Origin of the sequence: Aurantiacibacter sediminis, assembly GCF_016019885.1 — a bacterium.
Classification (GTDB): Bacteria; Pseudomonadota; Alphaproteobacteria; order Sphingomonadales; family Sphingomonadaceae; genus Alteraurantiacibacter; species Alteraurantiacibacter sediminis.
The window spans coordinates 362,460-384,172 of sequence record NZ_JAEANY010000002.1 but is presented as its reverse complement, the minus strand read 5'-3'; the positions used below and the strand labels follow the sequence as shown (position 1 = coordinate 384,172).

At 60.7% G+C, this 21,713-nt stretch carries 23 protein-coding genes and 1 pseudogene; 14 read left to right on the top strand and 10 right to left on the bottom strand.

What is annotated here, in order from left to right:
* Positions 1-148 precede the first annotated feature (148 nt).
* From I5L03_RS07405 to I5L03_RS07395, 3 genes are all read left to right on the top strand, one after another.
* Entirely contained in the window at positions 149-700 is a 552-nt protein-coding gene (locus I5L03_RS07405; protein ID WP_197921105.1) for a sigma-70 family RNA polymerase sigma factor, read from the top strand.
* Complete coding sequence (locus tag I5L03_RS07400) at positions 693-1,319, top strand: NrsF family protein (protein WP_197921103.1); 627 nt, start codon at positions 693-695, stop codon at positions 1,317-1,319. The genes I5L03_RS07405 and I5L03_RS07400 overlap by 8 nt, the downstream gene beginning before the upstream one ends.
* 79 nt (positions 1,320-1,398) lie before the next feature.
* Entirely contained in the window at positions 1,399-2,031 is a 633-nt protein-coding gene (locus I5L03_RS07395; RefSeq protein ID WP_197921101.1) for a peptidylprolyl isomerase, read from the top strand.
* 51 nt (positions 2,032-2,082) lie between these two features.
* Here the strand turns inward: I5L03_RS07395 and I5L03_RS07390 are convergent, their stop codons facing one another.
* The 6 genes from I5L03_RS07390 to sdhC all read right to left on the bottom strand — a co-directional run bounded on the left by I5L03_RS07390 (position 2,083) and on the right by sdhC (position 7,862).
* Positions 2,083-2,805, bottom strand: coding sequence for a polysaccharide biosynthesis/export family protein (locus I5L03_RS07390; protein WP_197921099.1), 723 nt, complete (start codon positions 2,803-2,805; stop codon positions 2,083-2,085).
* Positions 2,806-2,937: 132 nt separating this feature from the next.
* Positions 2,938-4,260 (bottom strand): M20/M25/M40 family metallo-hydrolase, encoded by a 1,323-nt coding sequence (locus tag I5L03_RS07385; RefSeq protein ID WP_197921098.1) that lies wholly within the window; start codon positions 4,258-4,260, stop codon positions 2,938-2,940.
* Positions 4,247-5,239, bottom strand: coding sequence for a DUF4268 domain-containing protein (locus I5L03_RS07380; RefSeq protein ID WP_197921096.1), 993 nt, complete (start codon positions 5,237-5,239; stop codon positions 4,247-4,249). The genes I5L03_RS07385 and I5L03_RS07380 overlap by 14 nt, the downstream gene beginning before the upstream one ends.
* Complete coding sequence (gene sdhA, locus I5L03_RS07375) at positions 5,239-7,083, bottom strand: succinate dehydrogenase flavoprotein subunit (RefSeq protein ID WP_197921095.1); 1,845 nt, start codon at positions 7,081-7,083, stop codon at positions 5,239-5,241. The genes I5L03_RS07380 and sdhA overlap by 1 nt, the downstream gene beginning before the upstream one ends.
* The gene (gene sdhD / locus I5L03_RS07370; RefSeq protein ID WP_197921093.1) at positions 7,083-7,472 is read right to left on the bottom strand and encodes a succinate dehydrogenase, hydrophobic membrane anchor protein; all 390 of its coding nucleotides are present in this window, start codon (positions 7,470-7,472) and stop codon (positions 7,083-7,085) included. Before sdhD ends, sdhA begins: the two co-directional genes overlap by 1 nt.
* Positions 7,473-7,481: 9 nt before the next feature.
* Complete coding sequence (gene sdhC, locus I5L03_RS07365) at positions 7,482-7,862, bottom strand: succinate dehydrogenase, cytochrome b556 subunit (RefSeq protein WP_197921092.1); 381 nt, start codon at positions 7,860-7,862, stop codon at positions 7,482-7,484.
* Positions 7,863-8,008: 146 nt separating this feature from the next.
* On the opposite strand from sdhC, the gene I5L03_RS07360 reads away from it, so the two are divergent.
* From I5L03_RS07360 to I5L03_RS07335, 6 genes are all read left to right on the top strand, one after another.
* Positions 8,009-8,719: an SDR family NAD(P)-dependent oxidoreductase gene (locus tag I5L03_RS07360; protein WP_197921091.1), complete on the top strand. Its 711-nt coding sequence runs from the start codon at positions 8,009-8,011 to the stop codon at positions 8,717-8,719.
* On the top strand, positions 8,709-9,605 hold the full coding sequence (gene bla / locus I5L03_RS07355) for a subclass B3 metallo-beta-lactamase (RefSeq protein ID WP_197921090.1): 897 nt from the start codon (positions 8,709-8,711) through the stop codon (positions 9,603-9,605). Before I5L03_RS07360 ends, bla begins: the two co-directional genes overlap by 11 nt.
* Before the next feature lie 51 nt (positions 9,606-9,656).
* Positions 9,657-9,950 carry a GIY-YIG nuclease family protein gene (locus tag I5L03_RS07350; RefSeq protein ID WP_197921089.1) on the top strand — a complete coding sequence of 98 codons (294 nt, stop codon included), beginning with the start codon at positions 9,657-9,659 and terminating at the stop codon, positions 9,948-9,950.
* A gap of 42 nt (positions 9,951-9,992) precedes the next feature.
* Positions 9,993-10,898, top strand: coding sequence for a 50S ribosomal protein L11 methyltransferase (locus I5L03_RS07345; RefSeq protein ID WP_197921088.1), 906 nt, complete (start codon positions 9,993-9,995; stop codon positions 10,896-10,898).
* The gene (locus I5L03_RS07340; protein ID WP_234035134.1) at positions 10,871-11,590 is read left to right on the top strand and encodes a DUF2459 domain-containing protein; all 720 of its coding nucleotides are present in this window, start codon (positions 10,871-10,873) and stop codon (positions 11,588-11,590) included. The genes I5L03_RS07345 and I5L03_RS07340 overlap by 28 nt, the downstream gene beginning before the upstream one ends.
* A 74-nt stretch (positions 11,591-11,664) precedes the next feature.
* Positions 11,665-12,336: an SDR family oxidoreductase gene (locus tag I5L03_RS07335; RefSeq protein WP_197921087.1), complete on the top strand. Its 672-nt coding sequence runs from the start codon at positions 11,665-11,667 to the stop codon at positions 12,334-12,336.
* 20 nt (positions 12,337-12,356) lie between these two features.
* Here the strand turns inward: I5L03_RS07335 and ligA are convergent, their stop codons facing one another.
* From ligA to recN, 3 genes and pseudogenes are all read right to left on the bottom strand, one after another.
* Positions 12,357-14,417, bottom strand: a complete 2,061-nt coding sequence (ligA, locus tag I5L03_RS07330; RefSeq protein ID WP_197921086.1) for an NAD-dependent DNA ligase LigA — start codon at positions 14,415-14,417, stop codon at positions 12,357-12,359.
* A pseudogene (locus I5L03_RS07325) lies at positions 14,410-14,780 on the bottom strand (endonuclease domain-containing protein). The gene ligA and the pseudogene I5L03_RS07325 overlap by 8 nt, the downstream one beginning before the upstream one ends.
* Before the next feature lie 92 nt (positions 14,781-14,872).
* A complete protein-coding gene (recN, locus tag I5L03_RS07320; protein WP_197921085.1) occupies positions 14,873-16,537 on the bottom strand; it encodes a DNA repair protein RecN in 1,665 nt (554 codons plus the stop codon).
* A 137-nt stretch (positions 16,538-16,674) separates the two neighbouring features.
* Here recN and I5L03_RS07315 point away from each other — a divergent pair, with 137 nt between their 5' ends.
* Both I5L03_RS07315 and I5L03_RS07310 read left to right on the top strand, forming a co-directional pair.
* The gene (locus I5L03_RS07315; protein WP_197921084.1) at positions 16,675-17,022 is read left to right on the top strand and encodes a hypothetical protein; all 348 of its coding nucleotides are present in this window, start codon (positions 16,675-16,677) and stop codon (positions 17,020-17,022) included.
* 68 nt (positions 17,023-17,090) lie between these two features.
* The gene (locus I5L03_RS07310) at positions 17,091-17,420 is read left to right on the top strand and encodes a PilZ domain-containing protein (protein ID WP_197921082.1); all 330 of its coding nucleotides are present in this window, start codon (positions 17,091-17,093) and stop codon (positions 17,418-17,420) included.
* Here I5L03_RS07310 and I5L03_RS07305 read toward each other — a convergent pair.
* Positions 17,417-18,217, bottom strand: coding sequence for an outer membrane protein assembly factor BamD (locus tag I5L03_RS07305; protein ID WP_197921081.1), 801 nt, complete (start codon positions 18,215-18,217; stop codon positions 17,417-17,419). The genes I5L03_RS07310 and I5L03_RS07305 overlap by 4 nt on opposite strands.
* A gap of 133 nt (positions 18,218-18,350) precedes the next feature.
* Between I5L03_RS07305 and I5L03_RS07300 the strand changes: the two genes are divergently transcribed.
* The 3 genes from I5L03_RS07300 to I5L03_RS07290 are packed head-to-tail and all read left to right on the top strand — an operon-like array spanning position 18,351 to position 21,696.
* Complete coding sequence (locus I5L03_RS07300; RefSeq protein WP_197921079.1) at positions 18,351-19,085, top strand: 2OG-Fe(II) oxygenase; 735 nt, start codon at positions 18,351-18,353, stop codon at positions 19,083-19,085.
* A complete protein-coding gene (locus tag I5L03_RS07295) occupies positions 19,067-20,773 on the top strand; it encodes a tetratricopeptide repeat protein (RefSeq protein WP_234035133.1) in 1,707 nt (568 codons plus the stop codon). Before I5L03_RS07300 ends, I5L03_RS07295 begins: the two co-directional genes overlap by 19 nt.
* On the top strand, positions 20,770-21,696 hold the full coding sequence (locus tag I5L03_RS07290; RefSeq protein WP_197921078.1) for a class I SAM-dependent methyltransferase: 927 nt from the start codon (positions 20,770-20,772) through the stop codon (positions 21,694-21,696). The genes I5L03_RS07295 and I5L03_RS07290 overlap by 4 nt, the downstream gene beginning before the upstream one ends.
* The last annotated feature ends 17 nt before the right edge of the window (positions 21,697-21,713 follow it).

Here is a 21,713-nt window from a genome sequence, read left to right as displayed (position 1 = left end):
TTGGCGACATCTGTTATCGCTATCGATTACACTTGTAATCTGAATGCCGAGTGAATGCAACCATCCTGCGGCTCACGCGCAAGCATCTGTGCAAGCAACGATGTCTTTCTATCGAATTTCTTCAATTTTCATGTAACCGTTTCCCACGATGCAACGAAATGCAGGCCAGAAGCTCAATACTGCCGATGCGCTCGACAGCCTGATGCAGGCGGCGCGTGGAGGCGATCAGGGTGCTTATCGGCAATTTCTTGCCGAAGCGTCTGGCCGCGTTCGTGCGATGCTCGCGCGCAAGATCGGTAGTGACAGTGAACTGGAAGATGTTTTGCAGGAATGCCTGATCGCCTTGCACCAAAAGCGCCATACGCTCGACCCCGGTCGGCCGGTGGGGCCCTGGATGTATGCGATCGCGAATTACAAGCTGGTGGATCACTGGCGCAAACGCGGACGCAGCAAGATGGTGCTGGATGATGAAGCGGACATGGCCGTGGACGCGGACAATTTTGCCGATGTCGACGTGGCATCATTGCTTGATGAATTGCCCGAGGCGCAGGCGGAGGCCATCCGTATGACCCATATCGAGGGGATGACGAACAAGGAGGCGGCAGAGCGCATCGGTATCGGCACATCGGCCATGAAACTGCGTGTCCATCGCGGCATGAACCGCCTGAAAGATATTGTAGAAGAACGCGAAAATGACTGACACCCAATCCCTGATCGATCAATTGGCACAAGATCCTGCGCGCCCTGTGGGCAGTCCCGTCGTGCCATTCGCCCTGCCGGTGATCGCCATCATGGCGCTGTGCGGGATGGGCGTCGCGCTGGTCTTCAGCGAACCTTTCCTCAGCGTCGATCTCTACGGCTGGGGACCAATGTTGGTGAAATGGGGCTTTTCCATCGCGCTCTTGCTGCTGTGCGTTCCGGCCTTGTGGATCCTCGGCAAACCGGGCCGGCGGTCGCGCTGGGCTGTGGCTGCGCTCGCCCTGCCATTCATTCCAGTCGCAGCTCTGCTGATTTTCGAAATGGCTATATCAGGGCTGCTGGTTGCCGGAGAAACCTGGGCAAACTGCCTTACTGCCATGGCTGTGATGAGCCCTATCGCTTTTGCCGGAGCCATACTCGCCATGCGCACGCTTGCGCCTACACATCTGAACCGAGCGGGGCTTGTCGCGGGCCTGTTTGGCGGCGCAGTCGCCATGACGGCTTACGCGCCTTTCTGTCCGGAAATCGGCATGGGCTACATGGCGGTCTTCTACTGCCTGCCGATATTCGCCATGGCGGCGATCGGCTGGTTTTCCGGACCGCGTCTGCTGCGTTGGTGATGAGTGGGTTTTCCGCCGCGGCTGGCGGATTGCGCGCTTAAGGCTGGACTTCGGCGTGATCTCCGGCTCAACTGTTTGCATGTTCAAGCAATTCTCGTTGGCCGCTCTTGTTACCGCATCTGCACTGTCTCTTCCCGTTTCCGCGCAGGATGCGGAAGCAGAAGCGGAATTCGCGACAACCGAGGTAGTGCTCGAAACCACCCTCGGCGACATCACGATCGCGCTGGAGATCGAGCGCGCCCCGATCACGGCGGCCAATTTCCTGCGTTATGTCGATGAAGATCGTCTCGATGGAACGGTTTTCTACCGCGCCATGTCACTCGACTGGGGTGAGCAGCCCAACGGCCTGATCCAGGGCGGCACGCAGTGGGATCCGGATCGCGTCCTGCCGGGCATAGAGCATGAACCAACGAACGAAACCGGGCTTTCCCACACGCGCGGCGCGCTGAGCATGGCGATGGGTGAGCCCGGCACGGCGAATGGCGATTTTTCGATCATGCTGGGCGATCAGTCTGGCCTCGATGCCGATCCCGATGCGGAGAACCCGGTCTGGCGCAACGGCTATGCGGTGTTCGGTTATGTCGTGAACGGCATGGACGTGGTCGAGGCGATCCACGCCCGCCCCGTCGATCCGGAAGCCGGTGAAGGCTGGATGCAGGGGCAGATGCTGGCCGAGCCCGTGGTTATTGTCGACGCTCGGCGCGCAGAGTAAGCACAGGAAAATTAGCTTCCCTGCTTCTGCGTGTCACCGCTCACGTAAATTTTAGCGCAAGACGCGCTCGACCAGAATCAGCGGAGATGTGACAGCGGCAGTCACTTCCAGGATGCGCTGCAGTCGGCGCAGACCCGGCGAATCGCCGACCATCACGATATCGCTCGGATAAACCAGCGGATCGGCATAATTGCCGCGTTGGATGCCTTCCAGGTTGTAGACACCGATATAACGCTCATCGCCCACGGTGCGGAAAATCAGCACTTCTTCCTCATCAGCGAATTCATCGACGCCGCCGCCGATCGCAACCGCTTCCATCAAGGTGATCGGTCCCTCGATCGGGAAACGCCCCGGACGGGTCACTTCACCGCCCACTGTAAACAAGGTCGTCGCGCGATCGATGATACGCGACGTGACATCGGGATCGCGGACGAAGCTGTCGCTCAGGCGCTGCTCAATCGCGAAGGACAGTTGCTGCGGCGTGCGGCCCATCGCCTCGACCGAGCCGATCAATGGGAAGTCGATCGTACCGTCGGAGCCGACCTGAACTTCTCGGCTGAGATCGGCCACGCCGAAAACATCGACCTGTATCACGTCCAGCGGGCGGATAAGCTGGGTCTGCGCGTCTACCACAACGTCGGCGAATTCGGGGATCGGCATGGCTGTAGACTGCGCCACCGAAACGCCGGGCGCGCCGCCTACAGGAGCAGGAGTGCCACAGGCTGCCAGCAAAGCGGCAGCAGAAACGACGGCGGAATTTCGAATGATACGCACAGAATAAACCTCTTGATCAGGCACGAAACGCCCTCTTTTGGCGGGACTATGGAGTTCGCCCTCAATCCGCAAGTCCTTGCGCAATCAGATGCCCTATTTCAGCTATGGACAGAGTCGGAAAGTCTGCAGGAATTATGGTCTTCCTGGACCTTCCGAAAGCCGCGACATCAGTATCGCCGCGCGCTGCGCCTGCCGGATAATGCTGCCCAGATCGACGCTTTCACCTTCGGCATGACTGCCCGAGCCATTCGGACCCATGGCGGCGAGCGCCTGGTCCACAAGAGGAGCGACGAAGCTTATATCGGCAGCACCGCGGCGCGAGGGCGGGAATTCTTCCATAGGCTCGAGCCCCAGATCGGCATTGATCTCATTGAGCTCCGCGAGAAGCGCACGGTTGCCATCTGTGGGCGCCATCGCCGGATAGCCGGTGTCGAAAGTGATCGTCGCATCCGTCCCCGGCAGGTTATCATCGACGATCGCCTGCATGGCGGCGACGGTGCGGTCGAATTGCTCCACCGACAGCGTGCGGATATCGCCGCGCGCTACGGCGGTGGAAGGGATAATATTGGTCTTGCCGCTGGTGCTGGCTGAGAGCAGGTCATCCCCCATCACCGCAGGCGTGCCGCCCGCCATGAAGCCGACATTGTAGGTGAGGTTTTCCTCCGGCAGTTGAACCCGAAATGCATCGAGAATTCGTGTCATCTCGTAAATCGCGCCATAGCCGACGCTTTCGCGAAAGATGCCGCTGGAATGGCCGGACTGGCCGGTCGTTTCAAGCTGCCAGCTGTTCGAACTGCGCCGCGCCACGACGCCATAATCCCGGCCATCGATGACGGAGAGACCTTCGAAGCCGAGCGCGATATCGGCCCATTCGCCCAGCGCATAAAGGTCGGCGCGAGAGATTTCGAGCGGCTCGCCCGCATCCTCTTCATCGCCAGTCAGCGCCACGGTGATATTGGCAGCGTCCAGCGTCCCCGCCGCTTCCATCGCGCGCAGCGCGGACAGGATGACGATGATGCCTCCCTTATTGTCGGTGACCCCGGGTCCGATAGCGATGTCGCCATTGCGGCTAAATGTCTGGAACGGGCTCTCAGGCTCGAACACGGTGTCGAGATGGCCGATCATCAGGATATTGGGATTGTCGGGCTCTCCGGTCCGCCGCGCGATCAGATGCCCGGCCCTGTTCGCTTCAGATTGATCGATCCATTCGACATCGAACCCCAGCGCCTCGAATTCCGGCGCAAGCACATCGGCAACCGCACGCACGCCTTCGAGATTATAGGTGCCCGAATTGATATTCACGATCCGCTCGAGCAGGGCGATGTCGGCCTCGTGATGCTCGACCACACTTTCGGTAATCGCCTCCTCGGCAGGCGAGAATTGCGCCATGGCTGGCGTGGTGAAGGTGAGCGAAAGCGCGGCGAAGAGCGCAATTATCCTACTAACGATCTTCATGGTCAACCCAATCTCCTGACTTGAGATCACGGACCCGCTTCGAAAACACCGAATGCAGCTCGTTCAGCTTCTTAGCTAGCCATTCATGTTGAACTGGCCAATGCTCTCGTTCGTCTGGATCTACTTCGTCAAGGGCTACGAAGATCCGGCTGTCCTGCCCATCAGGTAGCTCCTCCCACTCCAACTGATACCCGAGATCGGCCTCGATTGACTCGCGCTGCTCCCTTAAAAGATAGAAAAAGGGTTTAGCCTCCGTACATGAGATATAGAGCTCAACCTGAACTCGGCTTCGCCAACGTTTCATGGCAGCCGCTAGACTGAATCCGGCTCTCCCGATTGCATAGTTCATCCAAGATTGTGCCTGCGGTTTCCTCGCACCGCTGACCGGCCCGCTAAGTTGGTCAAGCACGCTATGCAGATCAGTCCAGTAATTTACCTGTAGGAGCCTTACGTCAGATAAAGCTGAATCGTCTATCTCGCGCGCCGCTTTTGCGACTGATCGAGACCAGTTGTTTGGTTTCGAAACGATGTTGAATTTAGGCGCTGCCGGGGAATCCCCAATTTTCCATAGCTCTACCTCTAATCCAAAAAAGCGGAAGGTCTCGTTCGTAATCTTGTTAAGCCAATCGAGGGTGGATCGGTGCTCCTCGGTAAATCTAGCTGCAACCCAAACGATCGTTACAGCCTCTAGTCCTGAAGCGTATGTGAGCAATTGACCGAGATGCAGATGGTCAGTCCGTTCGAGCTGATTTTCAATAAGGACCCAATTGTCCGATCCTAAATCCTTACAGAGGATGTCAGCCCTGAATGGGCCTACAGCTTTCTCCTGCGCCTCAAGCTCCAGATCTATGCCGAGAGTATCGCCGAGCAGCCGGAGATTATCGTCTCCGGCCAACCAAGGAGTGAAGTCCACCGCTTCGGTCGCCCAAATGTCGCGCAATTCAACGCGCTCGAGCCGACCAAGCGAAAAATCATCCATCAATAAACCCGCTTCTTCGGCTCGATATACTCCGCGTCGTCGGTCAGCGTGTATTCGTGGACCGGGCGGTAGTCGATTTTGACATCGCCGCCCTTGCCGCCCCAGCCTTCGAACCAGGCTGCGGTGTGCTTCATCCACTCGGCATCGTTCCGGTCCGGGAAGTCTTCATGCGCGTGGGCGCCGCGGCTTTCCTTGCGGTTTTCTGCCGACGACATGGTGACACAGGCCTGCGCCATCAGATTGTCGAGCTCGAGCGTTTCGATAAGATCGCTGTTCCAGATGAGCGAGCGGTCGTGGACCTTCACGTCCTCAAGTCGCTTGTTCGTCGCGGTCAGCTTCTTCACGCCTTCAGCCATCAACTCGCTGTCGCGGAACACGGCGGCGTGGGCCTGCATCGTCTGCTGCATTTCCTTGCGGATTTCGGAGGTGTTGGAGCTACCATCGGCGTGGCGGAAGTGATCGAGGCGCGTCAGTGCCATGTCGGCGCTGTCGGCGGGAAGCTCGTCATGACTCTGATCCGGCGTGATCAGTTCCTTCAGGCGGAAGCCCGTCGCGCGGCCGAACACCACGAGGTCGATTAGCGAGTTCGAGCCAAGGCGGTTTGCGCCATGGACGGACACACAGGCTGCTTCCCCCACGGCGAACAGGCCGGGGACCACGTGATCGGGATTGCCGTCCGGCCCGATAGTCACGACTTCGCCGTGATAGTTACAGGGGATGCCGCCCATATTGTAATGCACCGTCGGCGTCACCGGCAGCGGCTGGCGAGTCAGGTCGACCCCTGCGAAAATCTTGCCGCTTTCGGTAATGCCCGGAAGGCGCTCTGCCAGAACGGCGGGATCGATGTGGTCGAGATGCAGATGGATGTGATCGCCATTTTCGCCCTGCCCACGCCCTTCGCGCATTTCCAGCGCCATGGAGCGGGAGACGACGTCGCGCGATGCGAGATCCTTTGCCGAGGGTGCATAGCGTTCCATGAAACGCTCGCCTTCGGAGTTGGTGAGATAACCGCCCTCGCCGCGTGCGCCTTCGGTAATAAGCACGCCCGCGCCGTAGATGCCGGTCGGGTGGAACTGCACGAATTCCATGTCCTGCAGCGGCAGACCGGCGCGCAGCACCATGCCGCCGCCATCGCCCGTGCAGGTGTGCGCGGAAGTGGCGGTGAAGTAGCAGCGACCATAGCCGCCCGTCGCCAGCACGACGCCGTGCGAGCGGAAGCGGTGGATCGTGCCATCGTCCATGCACATGGCGATCACGCCGACACAGCGGCGATCTGCGCCTTCACCCGTCATGATGAGATCAATGGCGAAATATTCGATGTAGAAATCGGCGCTATACTTCAGGCTCTGCTGATAGAGCGCGTGGAGCATGGCGTGCCCCGTACGGTCCGCCGCGGCGCAGGTACGCTGCACCGGCGGGCCTTCACCCATGTTTTGCATGTGGCCGCCGAAGGGGCGCTGGTAGATCGTGCCGTCTTCATTGCGCGAGAACGGAACGCCGGCATGCTCAAGCTCATACACGGCCTGCGGAGCTTCGCGTGCGAGATATTCGATGGCGTCCTGGTCACCCAGCCAGTCTGCACCCTTCACGGTGTCATACATGTGCCAGGACCAGTGATCGGGCGTGTTATTGCCCAGCGATGCAGCGATGCCACCCTGTGCTGCGACGGTATGGCTGCGGGTCGGAAACACCTTGGAGATATTCGCCGTGCGCAGGCCCGCCTCGGCAGCACCCATCGTCGCGCGAAGGCCGGAACCGCCTGCGCCCACCACGACCACATCATAGGTGTGATCGATAATCGGGTAAGCGCGTCCGTTGATATCGAAAGTTTCGGTGCGGGCCATCAGGCTACTCCTGCGCCAAAGGCAAGGCGCGCCACGCAGAACAGGCCGAAGCCTGCACCTGCGAAAGTCAAAAGGTTGAGAATGAGAAGGGCGGCGAACTTGCTGCCGGATTCGTGCACATAGTCCTCTATCAGGACCTGCAGGCCAAGCCGTGCGTGCCAGAAAGTGGTGATGATCAGCAGCGCCACCATGAAGGCAGGCACCGGCTCTGCGATCCAGCCGCTCACCGTCTCATAAGAGAGGTTCGGCAGCATGAAGAGCGAAATGCCGAGAAACAGCACAGTGACGAGGTTGCCGACTGCCGTGAAGCGCTGCACCAGCCAGTGATGCGGCCCTTCGTGGGCCGAGCCGAGGCCGCGCACGCGGCCGATGGAAGTTCCGTTACCCATAATCCAGTCCTAGCGCAGCAGGATGAAGGCCCAGATGGCGGCGGTCAGCACGACCGGCAACAGCATCGAAACCCAAGAGAAATTGCGATTGGTGTCCAGCTCATACCCGGCACCTGTATCCAGCACGAAATGGCGGATGCCGGAGGATGCGTGGTTGAGGAAGGCCCATGTGAGGCCGATCAGGATGATGTAGCCGACGGGCGATCCCATCCAGTCTGCAAACTGGGCGTAATATTCCGGCCCGCTCGCCAGCGCTCCCAGCCACCACAGCAGCGTGAACAGGCCGACAAGGGCCATGCCATCGCCCGTCACGCGGTGGAGAATGGAGACCGCCATGTGCGGGCCCCATTTCCAAATGGAAAGGTGCGGTGAAAGCGGACGCTCAGCCATGGTATTCCCCGGACAACACAATCGTCATTACGAACATTGCCACCCACTTAGCGGATCATGCGCGTGAGACAAGCGCACCTTCAGCCGTATTCTGCGCTTTTTCTAAGGCTTTCCCCCGTAACGCCGCGCCGCTATGACCTTCACCTATGACCAATATACTAGTCACAGGCACCAGCCGCGGTATCGGGCAGGCGATTGCGGACCAGCTGACAGAGCGCGGTTGCAACGTCATCGGCCATGCCACGCGCGCGTTGGATGACCGCACGATAGCTGCCGATTTCGCCGATCCACCCGCCGCGCAGATGCTATGGCAGGAGGCGCTCGATCGGCTCGACGGGCGGATAGATGTGCTGGTGAACAATGCCGGTCTGTTCGAGCAGAGCCCGATGCATGCGAGCGATATCGAGTGGCTGGATAGGTGGGAGGATACGATGCGTATCAACCTCACCAGCGCCGCGCAGCTCTCCCGCTTTGCCGTGCGCCACTGGCAGGACCGCGCCAGCAAGGGCCGCATGGTCCATATCGCCAGCCGCGCAGCCTATCGCGGCGATTCGCCGGCGCATTGGCACTATGCAGCGGCTAAGGGCGGCATGGTCGCCATGCACAAGACCATTGCCCGCGCCTATGCGAGCGAGAATATCCTCAGCTACTGCATCTGTCCCGGCTTTACCGACACCAGCATGGCAGGCGACTATCTCGACAGCCGCGGCGGTGAAGGCCTGCTCGCCGACATCCCGCTGGGCCGGGTGGCAGAGCCTGAGGAAATCGCCGACATCGCCGTGTTCTGCGCAATGGACGCGCCCGCCAGCATGACCGGTGCTGTGATCGATGCGAATGGAGCCAGCTTTGTCCGCTAAGCTGCTATTTGCCGCTCCGCTATGTCTCGCGGCCTGCGCTGCGACACCCATGGCCGCACAGGAGCAAGAGAGGGTCTGGAACGAGCAGATCACCTTTGCCGAGGATTGCGAGGAATGGGACGAGTGGGACAAGCCCGCCAATCCCTTCCGCATTTTCGGAGACACCTATTACGTCGGCACCTGCGGCATAGCGGCAATCCTGATCGTCGATGATGAAGGCCATGTGTTGCTCGATAGCGGCACCGAAGCGGGTGCCCGCGTCGTGGAGCGCAATATCCGGCGCGTCGGTGTGAACCCCGAGGACATCCTGCTGCTTGGCTACAGCCATGAGCATTTCGACCATGTCGGCGGGATGGCCTATCTGCAAGAAATGAGCGGTGCCTCGCTCGTCTCGCTCGCCACAGGGGCTGAGGTGATGCGCACAGGCAACTCCGATCCCGCCGATCCACAACACGGAATGCATGAACCTTTCACCCCTGTGCGCGTGGATTTTGTGCATGATGATGGCGACGCGATGGCTGTCGGGCCCACGCAGCTTCGGTCCTTTGCCACACCGGGCCACACGCCCGGGGCGACCACCTGGCAGTGGGAAAGCTGCGAGGGCGATCTGTGCCGCACAATAGTTTATGCAGACAGTCTTTCGGCCGTCAGCGCAGACGATTACCGTTTCTCCGATCACCCCGAATATGTGCAGGCCTATCGCAACGGCATCGCGCGCCTCGCCGCGCTCGATTGCGATATCCTGATCACCCCGCACCCTTCGGCGAGCGGTATGCGTCAGAAACTGATGGCAGACGACCTCACCAGCGGCATGGACTGCGCTGCCTACGCCGCCGACCGGCTCGAACACCTTGAGGCGCGGCTTGCTAGCGAAGTCGGCGAATGATCACTCGACTCGTCATCCCCGCGAAGGCGGGGATCCAGCTCTCTTCCTGACATGGCTGGAGGCTGGGTGTATCTCATGGCCAATCGCTATCGCGGGACGATATATATCGGAGTGACGGCTCACCTTGCAGAGCGGATCACGCAACATCGCGAAGGGAGAGGCGGCAAATTCACGGCAAAGTATGGCTGCAAGATACTGGTTCACGCCGAAGCTTATGAAAGCATTGAAGATGCGATTGCGCGCGAGAAAGCGATGAAGAAGTGGAAAAGGGATTGGAAAATTCGCTTGATCGAAGAGCATAATCCGGATTGGGAGGATCGCTATGACGATCTGGTGCTCCTGTAAGAAGCTGGATCCCCGCCTTCGCGGGGATGACGGTAGGTTGGCATGAGCTGGAAGCTCTCCGCCGTCGCCGCCAAAGAACGTGTCGAAGCCGCGCTCGAGGCGCGCGATGAGGATCCGTTTTGGGATGCCAATATCGTACTGACCGGCTTCGAGATAGATCCCGAAGAGCCCGACACATGGCGGCTCGATGCCTATCTGGAGGATGCACCGGGCACCGGGCAACGCCGCGCGGTGCTTGCGCTATTCGGGGACAACCAGCCCGAACTCGAAGAAGAAGAGCTGCCCGAGACCGACTGGGTCACCGAAAGCCAGCGCGGGGTGAAACCGATCACTGCCGGACGGTTCTATGTCCACACGCCCGATCACGCGCCGAGCGATGCGGCAGGCATTCGCAATTTCTGCATTCCCGCTGCTCAAGCCTTTGGCACCGGTCATCATGAGACCACATGGGGCTGCCTCGTGATGCTCGACAGGATGGAGCAGCAGGGCCTTTCCCCGCAAAGCACCGCCGATATCGGCACCGGGACAGGCCTGCTCGCCTTCGGGGCGCTGCATCTCTGGCCCGAGACCATTGCCACTGCGTCCGATATCGATCCGGTCTGCGAACCTGCCGTCATCGGCAATGCGGAGGGCAATGGAATCGCGATGGGCAGTGGCAAAGGCACACTCACCATGCTGGTGGCGGACGGGATGGACGATCCCGCACTGCAATCCGCAGCGCCGTTCGACCTGCTGATCGCCAATATCCTCGCGGCACCGCTGATCGATATGGCGCAGGACTTTGCTGGCGCTGTCGTGCCGGGGGGGGACATCCTGCTATCCGGCCTGTTGACCACGCAGGAGGCCGATGTAACCAAGGCCTATCGCGATGCCGGATGCGTGTTGCATGACCGGCTGACGGCAGGGGACTGGTCGATCCTATGGCTAAAGCAGAACAGTTCCACCTAGGCCGCTACGCGCTTCGCGTCGCATTGGGCCTGTTCGCCATGCTGGCCATGGTAGTGGTCGGGTATCCGGTCGCGGCATGGGTGGGCAGCTCGATCCCACAAAATGCAGATTGGGCCCCGCCTGCGGACGGCGTCGACATTATGGTGGAGACGAACGGCACCCACACCTCGATCATCGTACCCGTTGTCACCGATCAGAAGGACTGGCGCGAAACCTTTCCCAGCGCTTCGCTCCCCACCCCCTATGGAACGCCGACTCACCTCGCCATCGGCTATGGTGAGCGCGAGGTTTTCCTCAACGTGCCGACATGGGGCGATCTTGAGGCGGCAACGGCCCTGCGCATTGCCACTGTTGGCGGAGACTCACTCGTGCGCGTCAGCCATTACGTGCGCCCTGCCCCCAGTGATTATCACCGCCCGCTCACCATTAGCCGAGAGCAATACGCCCGCCTCATCGGCGCGATCGAATCGCATTTGCCGGAAACACCTGCGGGCGAGCGCGAAATCCTGACCGGCACCTATGCCGAAGATGCCTATTATGAGGCGCTGGGCGAATACACGATGGGCATGACCTGCAATACTTGGGTCGGCGCGCAATTGGCCGAGGCAGGCATTCCGATGGGATTGTGGACCCCGATGGCAGGCGGCGTGATGAAATGGATTCCTGCGCCTGCGGCAACGCAAGGTTCGTAAGCCAGGGTAGGAACTACAGCAGGCCCTCACTCATTCTCGAAGCGAACATTCACTCGCAATCAAAGAGAATATCCATGGCCAAGACCCTCCTCATCACAGGCGCATCCACCGGCATCGGCGCCGCCACCGCGCGCGCTGCGGCAAATGCTGGCTGGAACGTCGCGCTGCTCGCTCGCTCGGAAGACAAGCTGAATGATCTCGCAGCCGAGATCGGCGACTCTGCAATTGCCCTTCCCACCGATGTCACCAAGCGCGACCAGCTCACCGACGCGGTGAACGCCACGGTCGAGAAATTCGGCGCGCTCGATGGCGTTTTCGCCAATGCCGGAACCGGTGTTGAACATCCCGGCGTCGAGAATGGAGATCCGGATGAATGGCACGACATGATCCACATCAACATCCTCGCCGTGCTTTACGCCGCGCACGCCACCCTGCCGCATCTCAAGAAAACCAAGGGCCATTTCATCGTCACCGGCTCCAAGGCAGGCCGCGAGCATTTCAAGGGCTCGATCTACTCAGCGACCAAATGGTTCGTGCATGGTTTTGCCGGAAACCTGGCAGAGGAAATGCGCGAGTGGCAGGGCCGCTGCACCGTCATTTCGCCCGGAATGGTCGATACGCCCTTCTTCGACGAGCCCAAGCCGAGTAAGATCCAGCCCGAAGATGTCGCCAATGCGGTGGTCTTCGCGCTGAACCAGCCGGATACGGCAGCGGTGCGCGAAGTGCATATCATGCCGAACGATTAGCAAATGGCAGGCGATGCAGCTTACGGCGCCGCCGCCACGATTGCCGCCCAGCCTGCCTCGTCAATCACTTCAATGCCCAGCTCCTCGGCCTTTTTGAGCTTGCTGCCCGCACCGGGCCCGGCAACGAGAAGGTCGGTCTTCGCGCTGACTGAACCGCTGGCCTTTGCGCCCAAGCGTTCGGCCTGCGCCTTGGCTTCATCGCGGCTCATGGTTTCGAGCTTGCCGGTGAACACAACCGTCTTACCGGCGACGGGACTGTCGAGTGTTTCGACCTCGTAGCGCGGCGGCGAGACTTCGGAGAGGATGTCTTCCCACACGGTGACGTTATGCTCTTCGTGGAAGAAGTCGCCCAGCGCCTCGACCACGGCTGAGCCGATCCCATCGATGCTGGTCAGTGCAATGGCCGCTTCCTCGTCGCCCGCGCGCGCCTTTTCGGCAGTCTCGCGCAAGAACGGCAGCTCGTGAAAATATTTGAGCAAATCGCGCGCCGTCACCGCGCCGACATGACGAATGCCGAGGCCGAACAGCAGGCGGGCCGCATCAGGCTCACGCTTGCTTTCCACAGAAGCCAACAGATTATCGACAGACTTATCCTTCCATCCCTCCAGCGCCAGGATCTCCTCCCGGCGGTTCTTGAGGCGGAAAATATCGGCGGGGCTTTCCAGCCAACCGAGCGCGAAGAACTGGTCGATGGTCTTCTCGCCCAGCCCCTCGATATCGAGCGCACCGCGGCTGACGAAATGCTTGAGCCGCTCGGTGCGCTGCGCGGGGCAGATCAGGCCGCCGGTGCAGCGGACATCGACTTCGCCTTCCTCGCTCGCTGCTTCGCTGCCGCATTCGGGACAGTGATCGGGGAAATCGAACGCCGGACGATCCTCGTCGCGCGTCAAATTCTCGACCACTTGCGGGATCACATCGCCCGCGCGCTGCACCACGATCCGGTCCCCCGGCCGCACGCCGAGCCGCGCGATCTCGTCGCGATTGTGGAGCGTGACATTGGTGACGGTCACACCGCCTACCGTCACTGGTTTCAAGCGTCCGACGGGCGTCAGTTTGCCCGTTCGCCCGATCTGGATATCGATCGCCTCGAGCGTCGTCTGCGCCTGTTCAGCGGGGAATTTATGCGCCAGCGCCCAACGCGGAGCCTTCGCCACGAAGCCGAGCCGCTGCTGGTAATCGAGCCGGTCCACCTTGTAGACGACGCCGTCGATATCATAGGGCAGATCGGCCCGCGCTTTTTCGATCTCGCGATAATGGGCGAGCATCGCCTCGACGCTTTCCACCCGCGTGAAGAGCGGACTGACCGGCACGCCCCAGCTTTCGATAGCGCGCACCACTTCGGCCTGCGTTTCGCCCGGCACTTCGGAATGCGCGCCCCAGCCGTGCGCCCAGAATCTGAGCGGCCGCTGCGCAGTGACGCTCGCATCCTTCTGGCGCAGCGATCCGGCGGCGGCATTGCGCGGATTGGCGAAGATCTTGCCGCCCGCCTTGTCCTGCGCAGCGTTGAGCGCGGCAAAATCGGCCTTTGCCATGTAAACCTCTCCGCGAATTTCGAAGAGCTCAGGCGCAGAGTCGCCCTCCAACCGCTCCGGAATATCGGCGATGTGACGGACATTGGCGGTGACATTTTCGCCCACCGACCCGTCGCCACGCGTCGCCGCGAGCACCAGTTCGCCGTTCTCATAGCGCAGCGAGCAGGAAAGCCCGTCGATCTTGTCCTCTGCGGTGAAAGCCACCGGCTCATCCTCGCCAAGCGAGAGAAACCGCCGCACCCGCGCCGCAAAATCGGCCACTTCTGCATCGTCAAAAGCATTATCGAGGCTGAGCATCCGCACATCATGCGTCACCTTGGACAGCGGCGATGCAGCCACCGCTGCGCCCACTTGCCTGGACGGCGAATCCTCACGCACCAGATGCGGGAATTGCTCTTCCAACTCCGCATTGCGCCGCACCAGCGCATCATACTCTGCATCCGAAATCTCGGGCGCATCCTCGGCGTGGTAGAGCGCGTTGTGCTTGGCGATGGCCTTGGCGAGCCGCATCAGCTCATTGGCGGCTTCGGCTTCGGTGATGTCAGGCATTTTCCCCCTCCTTTTCAAAGGAGGGGGATAGGGGGTGGTTGCGACCGCGCCAGCGGTCATCACACTGCCGGAGCTTCTCGAGCAAATGCGTCAAGACGCCTTCCATATTTGTCATCACCTCGTGATTGGAAAAGCGCACCGTGCGATACCCGTAACGCCGTTTCATATCGGAATCTCGCTGCTTATCGACGCTAGCATCATGGGTATCGCCATCGACTTCGATGATGAGCGCCTTGGCTGGACAGAAAAAATCGACATGCGATTGCCTATCACTTTCTGGCGGCGAAATTTGTATCCTGACAATCGCTTCCCCCGCAATTCAGACCAAAGGCGCTTCTCGGGTTCGGTCTGGTTTTGGCGCATTTCGGAGGCACGCTTTCGAAGGGCATCTCCTTGCGTGCCACCACCCCCTGCCCCCTCCTCTGAAGAGGAGGGGGAAACTGGCGAGCGCATGCTCACACCCCCTCCAGCAAACGATCCGCCTGTGCTCTCGCTTCGGGAGTAACTTCGGCCCCGCTGAGCATCCGGGCAATTTCCTCCTGCCGACCTTCAGCATCGAGTCGTGCAACGGACGTCTTCGTAACAGTCCCGCTCGACGACTTCGCGATCAAATAATGCGTAGAGCCACGCGCCGCGACTTGCGGTGAGTGGGTCACGGCCAGCAACTGCCCATCGCTTGCCAGCCGCGCCAGCCTCTCGCCAATCGCGCTCGCCACCGAGCCGCCGACGCCGCGGTCGATTTCGTCGAAGATCACCGTTGCCGCCCCGCCCTGCTCTGCCAGCGCCACTTTCAGCGCCAGGATGAACCGCGAGAGCTCGCCGCCCGATGCAATTTTGTTGAGCGGCGCGAAGTCCGCGCCCGGATTGGTTGCGATCAGGAATTCGACCGCGTCCATGCCGCTCGCGCCCCAGCGTTCTTCGGGCAGCACAGTAACCGAAGTCTGGAAACGCGCGGCATCAAGTTTGAGCGGCGCGAGCTCTGATGCCACTGCCTTGTCCAGCTTTCCGCCTGCCTTCACGCGTGCATTGTGCAGGGCCTCCGCCGCTTTGCGATAGGTTTCGCCCGCCGCTTTTTCCGCTTTCTCCAGATCGGCGAGATCGGCATCGCCCTGCTCGATCGCGTCGAGCCTTGCGCGCAGGGTCCGCATCACTTCGGGCAGGTCGTCCACCTGGCAATCGTGCTTGCGGGCGAGCGCGCGCAGTTCGAACAGACGTGTTTCGATCCGGTCGAGCTCCAGCGGGTCATGCGTCAGCGCCTCGGCGGCGGCTTCCAGCTTCTCCTCCGCTTCGCCCGCCTCTATCACCGCGCGGTCCAGGCTCGCCAGAGCATCGGCCAGCAGAGGGTGTTCGGGCGCTATCCGGTCAAGCTTGCGCGCCGCGCTGCGTAGCCGGGCGAGCGGCGCTTCCGACCCATCCCAGACGAGCCGCAGCTCCTCCAGATCGCCCGCCAGCTTCTCCCCCTTCTGCATGTCCGAGCGCGCGCCGGCGAGCTGCTCTTCCTCGCCCTCGACCGGCTCGATATTGGTCAGTTCGGATAGGTGCGCGAGCAGCAGGTCCTGATCGGCCCTCGCCTGTTCGATATCCGCCTGCGCCACTTCCAGCGCCTTGCGCGCCGTATGCCATGCGTTCCACGCGGCAGCGACCTTCGCGACATTCGCTCCGGCATAGCGATCGAGCAAGTCGCGGTGCCCCTTCGGATTGACCAGACCGCGATCATCGTGCTGGCCGTGCAGTTCCACCAGCGCTCCAGCCAATTGCCGCAGCAGCGCGACGCCCACGGGCTGGTCGTTTACCCACGCCTTGCTGCCACCATCGGCCTTTAACCGGCGGCGGATGATCAGCGGCTCGCCCGGCTCTAGCTCGACCTCTGCATCTGCTAGGGCTTCGGTGATTGCAGAGGGCATCGCGTCAAATTCGAAGCTTGCGGAAACACTCGCCTGCTCTTCCCCACCGCGGACCAATGCGCTGTCCGCCCGCGCGCCCAGCACCAGCCCCAGCGCATCCAGCAGAATGGATTTACCCGCGCCCGTCTCCCCCGTCAGCACGCCGAGACCGCGCCCGAACTCAAGGTCGAGCGCGTCGATCAGCACGATATTACGGATGGAAAGCGTGGTCAGCATGATGTGTCTGCCATGTCATTACGACGCTGCATCGGGCGGCGCAACGCGCAGCGACCGACTATGCCGATTCGACTCGAATCGATTCCTCCGTTAACTTGTGGATAAATACAGACGGGGGTCGAGATGGGACGGGACGAATGGCGCAATTCTTTGCGCGGGCGCATCGGCGCTACGCACACAATCTTCCGATTGAACTCCAACCTGCCGAAATGCTGGCAGACTCAGCCAAGGCCGCTGGCCTGCTGATCGAGATTTCGCAGGAGTGCGCCCGCGTCAGCCAGCTGGAATGCGAAACCTATAAGCCCGGCGATATCGTCACCGTAACGACGCCTTGCGGGAAAAGCCGTACGGCCCGTGTGCGTTGGACGCGCGCAACAATTGCGGGACTGCGTTTCGAAGAAGCCTTGCGGCTACAGGAGCTGACCGATTGGCTGGCGTCCCGGCGCCTGTCGAGTGACGGGCCGGAGCTCGAATACGCGTCGTAAACCGCTGCGCTTAGCGATTCTTAACCAATTTATGACGGTATGGGCTCTCGCTTCAGGGGGATTGCACCATGGCGGTGCTCACAATCAGGGCTCACCAGCGCTTTGCTGTGCGCAGCCCGTCAAAGATGAAAAGAACCGGCGCGCGAACACTTGAGTGCTTGCTGATAGAGCTGTCGCAGGATGGCGCGCGGGTCAGCAACCTTGGCGATGCGCAATTCGAAATTGACGACGAAGTCACGCTGACCACGGGCGATGGGCACTCCTTTCCCGCGATCATTCGCTGGTCGCGCAAGGGATGTGCCGGACTGCGTCTTACGCGGCCCCTATATCAAGCCGAATTGCTCGAGATCATTACTGCAGCGCGCGGCGAAGAACCCGCGCAAGCGAAAGTCGCTTAACCGCCGGATGCGACGCGTTCAGGCTGGTGCTCCTGCATCAGCTCATAGGCGCGCTCATACCATTCACTGCCCGGATAGTTTGCGCCGAGAACGGCTGCGTAGCGCTGCGCCTCTTCCGGCACGCCGATCGAAAGGCTGGTTTCGACGAGACGATAGAGCGCCTCAGGCGCGTGGCTGGTGGTCTGGTACTGCTCGATCACGTTCTGGAACCGCAGCTGCGCGGCGAGCCATTGGCCGGTCCGCTCATAAAAGCGGCCGATTTCCATTTCCTTGCCGGCAAGGTGATCATTGACGAGGTCAATCTTGACCCGCGCATCGGCAGCGTATGGGCTGTCTGGATAACGGCGCACGATTTCGTTCAGCGCAGCGAGCGCCTGCCGGGTGATGGCCTGATCCCGCTCCACATCGCTGATTTGCTCGTAATAGCTGAGCGCAATGAGGTAGTAGGCATAGGGCGCATCGCGATTACCCGGGTGGATCGACAGGAAGTTCGCCGCGGAACGGATCGCCTGGTTATATTCGCGCGCGGCGTAATAGCTGAAAGCGCTCATCAACTGTGCGCGGCGCGCCCAAGGCGAATAGGGGTGCTGGCGCTCCACTTCGTCAAACAGGGCCGCAGCCACTTGCAAGTCGCCGCGATCGAGGCGCTGCTTTGCCGCATTGTACAGCGATTCCACGTCCCGCGCGACATAGGCGAGATCATTCGGCTCATTCGCGCTGCCACCTGCGCAGCCGGTCAGAACGAGGGATGATACAGCTGCAGCCATTGCAGCGCGGACGGGTTTCGAAACGCTCATGCCCATGCCTATAGCTAGAGCAGGCCTGAACGCCAAGTGAAGTAGCGTGGGCTGGGCGCAATTTCCCCAGCAGCTCCGCGCACGCTGTAATGGGTGGCACTCTTCGTCTCTGCTTTCTATAGCCCATGCCACGATGAAGAAGCTGTTTGAGCTCAATCCCGATCTTGATCGCGCGGCGCTGGCGAAGGAATTCGCCGAGAAGCAGCGTCTGCAAGTGCGCGATTTCCTGACTGAGGAAACAGCGCGCGAACTGCGCGAGATCATGGAAAAGCACACCGAATGGGGCATCGCGCTGCAAGCAGGATCGACTGCGAAGCCGCGCAATTTTCGCCCCGCGGAACTGCGCGACCAGGCAATCCAGCGGCAGGCCATGGAGATGGGACGGGAAACCGATCAGGCAGCGGCCAAGGGCGATTACGCATATCGCGCGCTGCGTTACTCCATGGTGGAAGGCTTGCAAAAAGGGTGGGACGAGGGTGGGCCGTACGCAGTGCTGCTCGAGCATCTGAATGCCGAAGAATTTCTCGGCTTTATGCGCGACATCACCGGAATTGCCGAGCTGGCAAAGGCCGATGGACATGCCAGCTGTTTTGCCGCGCAGCACTTTCTCGGCAAACATAATGACAGCCATGTCGCAGAGGGGTGGCGCGTTGCATACGTGCTCAATCTGACGATAGATAATTGGCATCCGGACTGGGGCGGTTATCTCACTTTTTTCGACGATGCCGGCAATGTGGAAGTCGGCTTCAAGCCTGAGTTCAATACGCTCAACCTCTTCGCCGTCCCGCAGGATCACGCGGTCACTTACGTCCCGCCCTTCGCACCGAAAGGGCGCTATGCAATCAGTGGATGGCTGCGCGATCGGTGAGCGAGGAAGCGCGCAATATCTTCATGAAGGCGCAGGCGGCTGAGCGCTCCGGCAATCGCGACGCTGCGCGTGCGATATTGCTGGCAGGCCTTGAGAAGCATCCGAAAGAGCCGGGCCTGCATCACGCGCTCGGCAAATGGTATCTGAGCCAGACAGACGCCGGGAGTGCGGTGGAGCATTTCCGTCAAGCCGCGCAGCTTGCTCCGGAGAATATCCCCTTCGCGATAGATCAAGCGATCGCGCTGAGTACGGCAAAGCAATTTCGCGAAGCGATAGCGGTGCTGAAAAAGATAGAGGATCAGGCAAAGGACAGTCCGGCTTACTGCTCGACACGCGGCTTGGCAGAGCGCGGCTCCGGCGATCTTGCTGCTGCTGCGCATTGGTATGACAAGGCGCTCTCGCTCGAACCGGAACGTATACGCGCACTGCACGGCCGGGCGACCGTCGCTCTCGAACGGGGCGAGCCCGATGCTGTGGCTCGCTTCGATGCCAATCTTACCCGGGACCGCAGCGATGCCTATCAGTGGTATGGTAAAGCGCAAGCGCTCGATGCAGAGGGTCGCACCGACGAAGCGCGCAAGATAGCCGAAATGCTGGTGAAACAGGTTCCGCAATGGACCGATGCGCTCAAACTGCTTGCGCAATTGCGTCTGGCTGTAGGCGAGACCGATTATACTGCGCATTATGCGGAGGCCGCGGCAAAGGTCCCACAAGATCCCAACATTGCTTACGAGCATGCGACATTGCTGGCGGGTCTCGAGGATTATCCCGAAGCACTTGAAGTCGTCGAACGGGCACGAAAGCATTTCCCCAAGGTCGATCACTTTACGCTTATGGAAGCGACCTATGCTGGGGCTTTGGGCGAGTTGGACCACGCCGAAAGCCTTTTTCAAGAAATGCGCCCAGATAACGAGCAGCGCTGGACGCAAGAAGCGCGGCACGCCGTGCGCCTGGGCGAGCATGGACGTGCAGATAAAGCGATAGAGCGAGCCCTGGCCCATAATCCGTTCAGCGTCACCGCATGGGCCATTCGCGGCATTCTGTGGCGCATGGCCGACGATCCACGCGCAGATTGGCTTCACGGTCAACGGGGCCTCGTCGCCATGGTCGACCTGCATGACGCGCATACCGTGCTCCCGCCCGCTGTAGACCGGCTGAAGCAATTGCATGATCGCTCCGCCATGCCGATAGGCCAGTCGCTGCGAGGCGGAACGCAGACCCGTGGCAATCTGTTCGATCGCCATGAGCCGGAGTTTCAGGCGCTGCGCGATGCGGTGCTTTCAACGTTGGAAGAGTATCGCGCCAGCCTTCCTGCAGTCGATGAAACTCATCCGCTGCTGCGCTACCGGACTGCACGGTGGACCGTCTCGGGATCGTGGTCTGTCAGGCTTGGCGGCGGCGGAGACCGCCATGCGACACATATCCATCCTGAAGGGATCATTTCGAGCGCGCTTTACTGCGAATTACCGGACGAAGTCGGCGCCACGGAGGGACACGAAGGCTGGATTGAGCTGGGACGGCCTCCTATCGATTTGCCCCTTGAATTGGATCCACTTTTCACACTCCAACCCCGCGAGGGGGCGCTCGCCCTGTTCCCGAGCACGCTTTATCATGGAACGCGGCCCTTTGCCGACGGTAGGCGGATGACCGTTGCATTCGATGTGACCGCGCCTAGTGAGGCGATATGACAGGGAAAGAAGACAGCGAAGCCTGGAACACGTTCTGGGAAAGACAGGATCGCGGTGGCCAATCGCAAGAGGGCACTGGCTGCCTGCCGAGCGGCTGGCAAGGCATTGCCGACACACAGAAACGCGTTTGGCAAAGCTTTACTCGCTCGCTTCCGAAAGGCGCAAAAATACTCGATCTCGCAACGGGCGGCGGCGTGGTGTTGCAGCAGATCAAGGAAAAACGCCGCGACCTCGACCTGACAGGCGTTGACCGCGCAACTGCGCTGCCTGATGCGCCGAAAGGCGTTACTTTGCGTGGCGGTGTCGATATCGCAGACCTGCCCTTCCCCGATGATGACTTTGCCGCGATCACCAGCCAGTTCGGGTTCGAATATGGCGACATCGAAGCGGGTGCGCGAGAAGCTGCGCGCGTGCTTTCCCCCGGCGGAAAACTTGGACTGATCACGCATCGCTTGAGCGGTCCGATTGTCGCGCATAATCGCAAGCGACGCGATCAGATCGCCTGGGCGATCGAAGAAAACGAACTCCTCGCTATCGCCAGGAAAAGTCTCGGCCTGCGCGATGCCGGGATTGCCGCGATACCGCAGGCGATCGTCGAAGCACCGCGAAGAGGCATCGCTGCACACGGTGAAAAATCCGCTGCTTGGGAAATCGCCGAAGCCATTCGCCAGACCCTCCATTTCGGTCGCAACGATACGCCCGACCAGGTCCTGGCAGTGCTGGATGATATCGAAGCACAGGCGCGCAACGAACTGGGACGGATAGCTTCTCTCGAACGCGCCTCTGCGGTCGCAAGCGATGGCGACCAGTTTGCTAAAGTGCTCGAGGATGCGGGCTTCGTCTATAATCAGGAAGCCATGCTGACTGACGGTCGATCACCCGATCCGTTCGCCACGTTTCACGTTTATACTCTGAGCAGCTGACCTGCTGCCCATCAGCG

Coding starts and splice junctions, on each gene's coding strand:
- I5L03_RS07405 (WP_197921105.1), top strand. CDS start 149: ATGCAACGAAATGCAGGCCAGAAGCTCAATACTGCCGATGCGCTCGAC.
- I5L03_RS07400 (WP_197921103.1), top strand. CDS start 693: ATGACTGACACCCAATCCCTGATCGATCAATTGGCACAAGATCCTGCG.
- I5L03_RS07395 (WP_197921101.1), top strand. CDS start 1,399: ATGTTCAAGCAATTCTCGTTGGCCGCTCTTGTTACCGCATCTGCACTG.
- I5L03_RS07385 (WP_197921098.1), bottom strand. CDS start 4,260: ATGAAGATCGTTAGTAGGATAATTGCGCTCTTCGCCGCGCTTTCGCTC.
- I5L03_RS07380 (WP_197921096.1), bottom strand. CDS start 5,239: ATGGATGATTTTTCGCTTGGTCGGCTCGAGCGCGTTGAATTGCGCGAC.
- sdhA (WP_197921095.1), bottom strand. CDS start 7,083: ATGGCCCGCACCGAAACTTTCGATATCAACGGACGCGCTTACCCGATT.
- sdhD (WP_197921093.1), bottom strand. CDS start 7,472: ATGGGTAACGGAACTTCCATCGGCCGCGTGCGCGGCCTCGGCTCGGCC.
- sdhC (WP_197921092.1), bottom strand. CDS start 7,862: ATGGCTGAGCGTCCGCTTTCACCGCACCTTTCCATTTGGAAATGGGGC.
- I5L03_RS07360 (WP_197921091.1), top strand. CDS start 8,009: ATGACCAATATACTAGTCACAGGCACCAGCCGCGGTATCGGGCAGGCG.
- I5L03_RS07350 (WP_197921089.1), top strand. CDS start 9,657: ATGGCTGGAGGCTGGGTGTATCTCATGGCCAATCGCTATCGCGGGACG.
- I5L03_RS07345 (WP_197921088.1), top strand. CDS start 9,993: ATGAGCTGGAAGCTCTCCGCCGTCGCCGCCAAAGAACGTGTCGAAGCC.
- I5L03_RS07340 (WP_234035134.1), top strand. CDS start 10,871: ATGGCTAAAGCAGAACAGTTCCACCTAGGCCGCTACGCGCTTCGCGTC.
- I5L03_RS07335 (WP_197921087.1), top strand. CDS start 11,665: ATGGCCAAGACCCTCCTCATCACAGGCGCATCCACCGGCATCGGCGCC.
- ligA (WP_197921086.1), bottom strand. CDS start 14,417: ATGCCTGACATCACCGAAGCCGAAGCCGCCAATGAGCTGATGCGGCTC.
- recN (WP_197921085.1), bottom strand. CDS start 16,537: ATGCTGACCACGCTTTCCATCCGTAATATCGTGCTGATCGACGCGCTC.
- I5L03_RS07315 (WP_197921084.1), top strand. CDS start 16,675: ATGGCGCAATTCTTTGCGCGGGCGCATCGGCGCTACGCACACAATCTT.
- I5L03_RS07310 (WP_197921082.1), top strand. CDS start 17,091: ATGGCGGTGCTCACAATCAGGGCTCACCAGCGCTTTGCTGTGCGCAGC.
- I5L03_RS07305 (WP_197921081.1), bottom strand. CDS start 18,217: ATGAGCGTTTCGAAACCCGTCCGCGCTGCAATGGCTGCAGCTGTATCA.
- I5L03_RS07300 (WP_197921079.1), top strand. CDS start 18,351: ATGAAGAAGCTGTTTGAGCTCAATCCCGATCTTGATCGCGCGGCGCTG.
- I5L03_RS07295 (WP_234035133.1), top strand. CDS start 19,067: ATGGCTGCGCGATCGGTGAGCGAGGAAGCGCGCAATATCTTCATGAAG.
- I5L03_RS07290 (WP_197921078.1), top strand. CDS start 20,770: ATGACAGGGAAAGAAGACAGCGAAGCCTGGAACACGTTCTGGGAAAGA.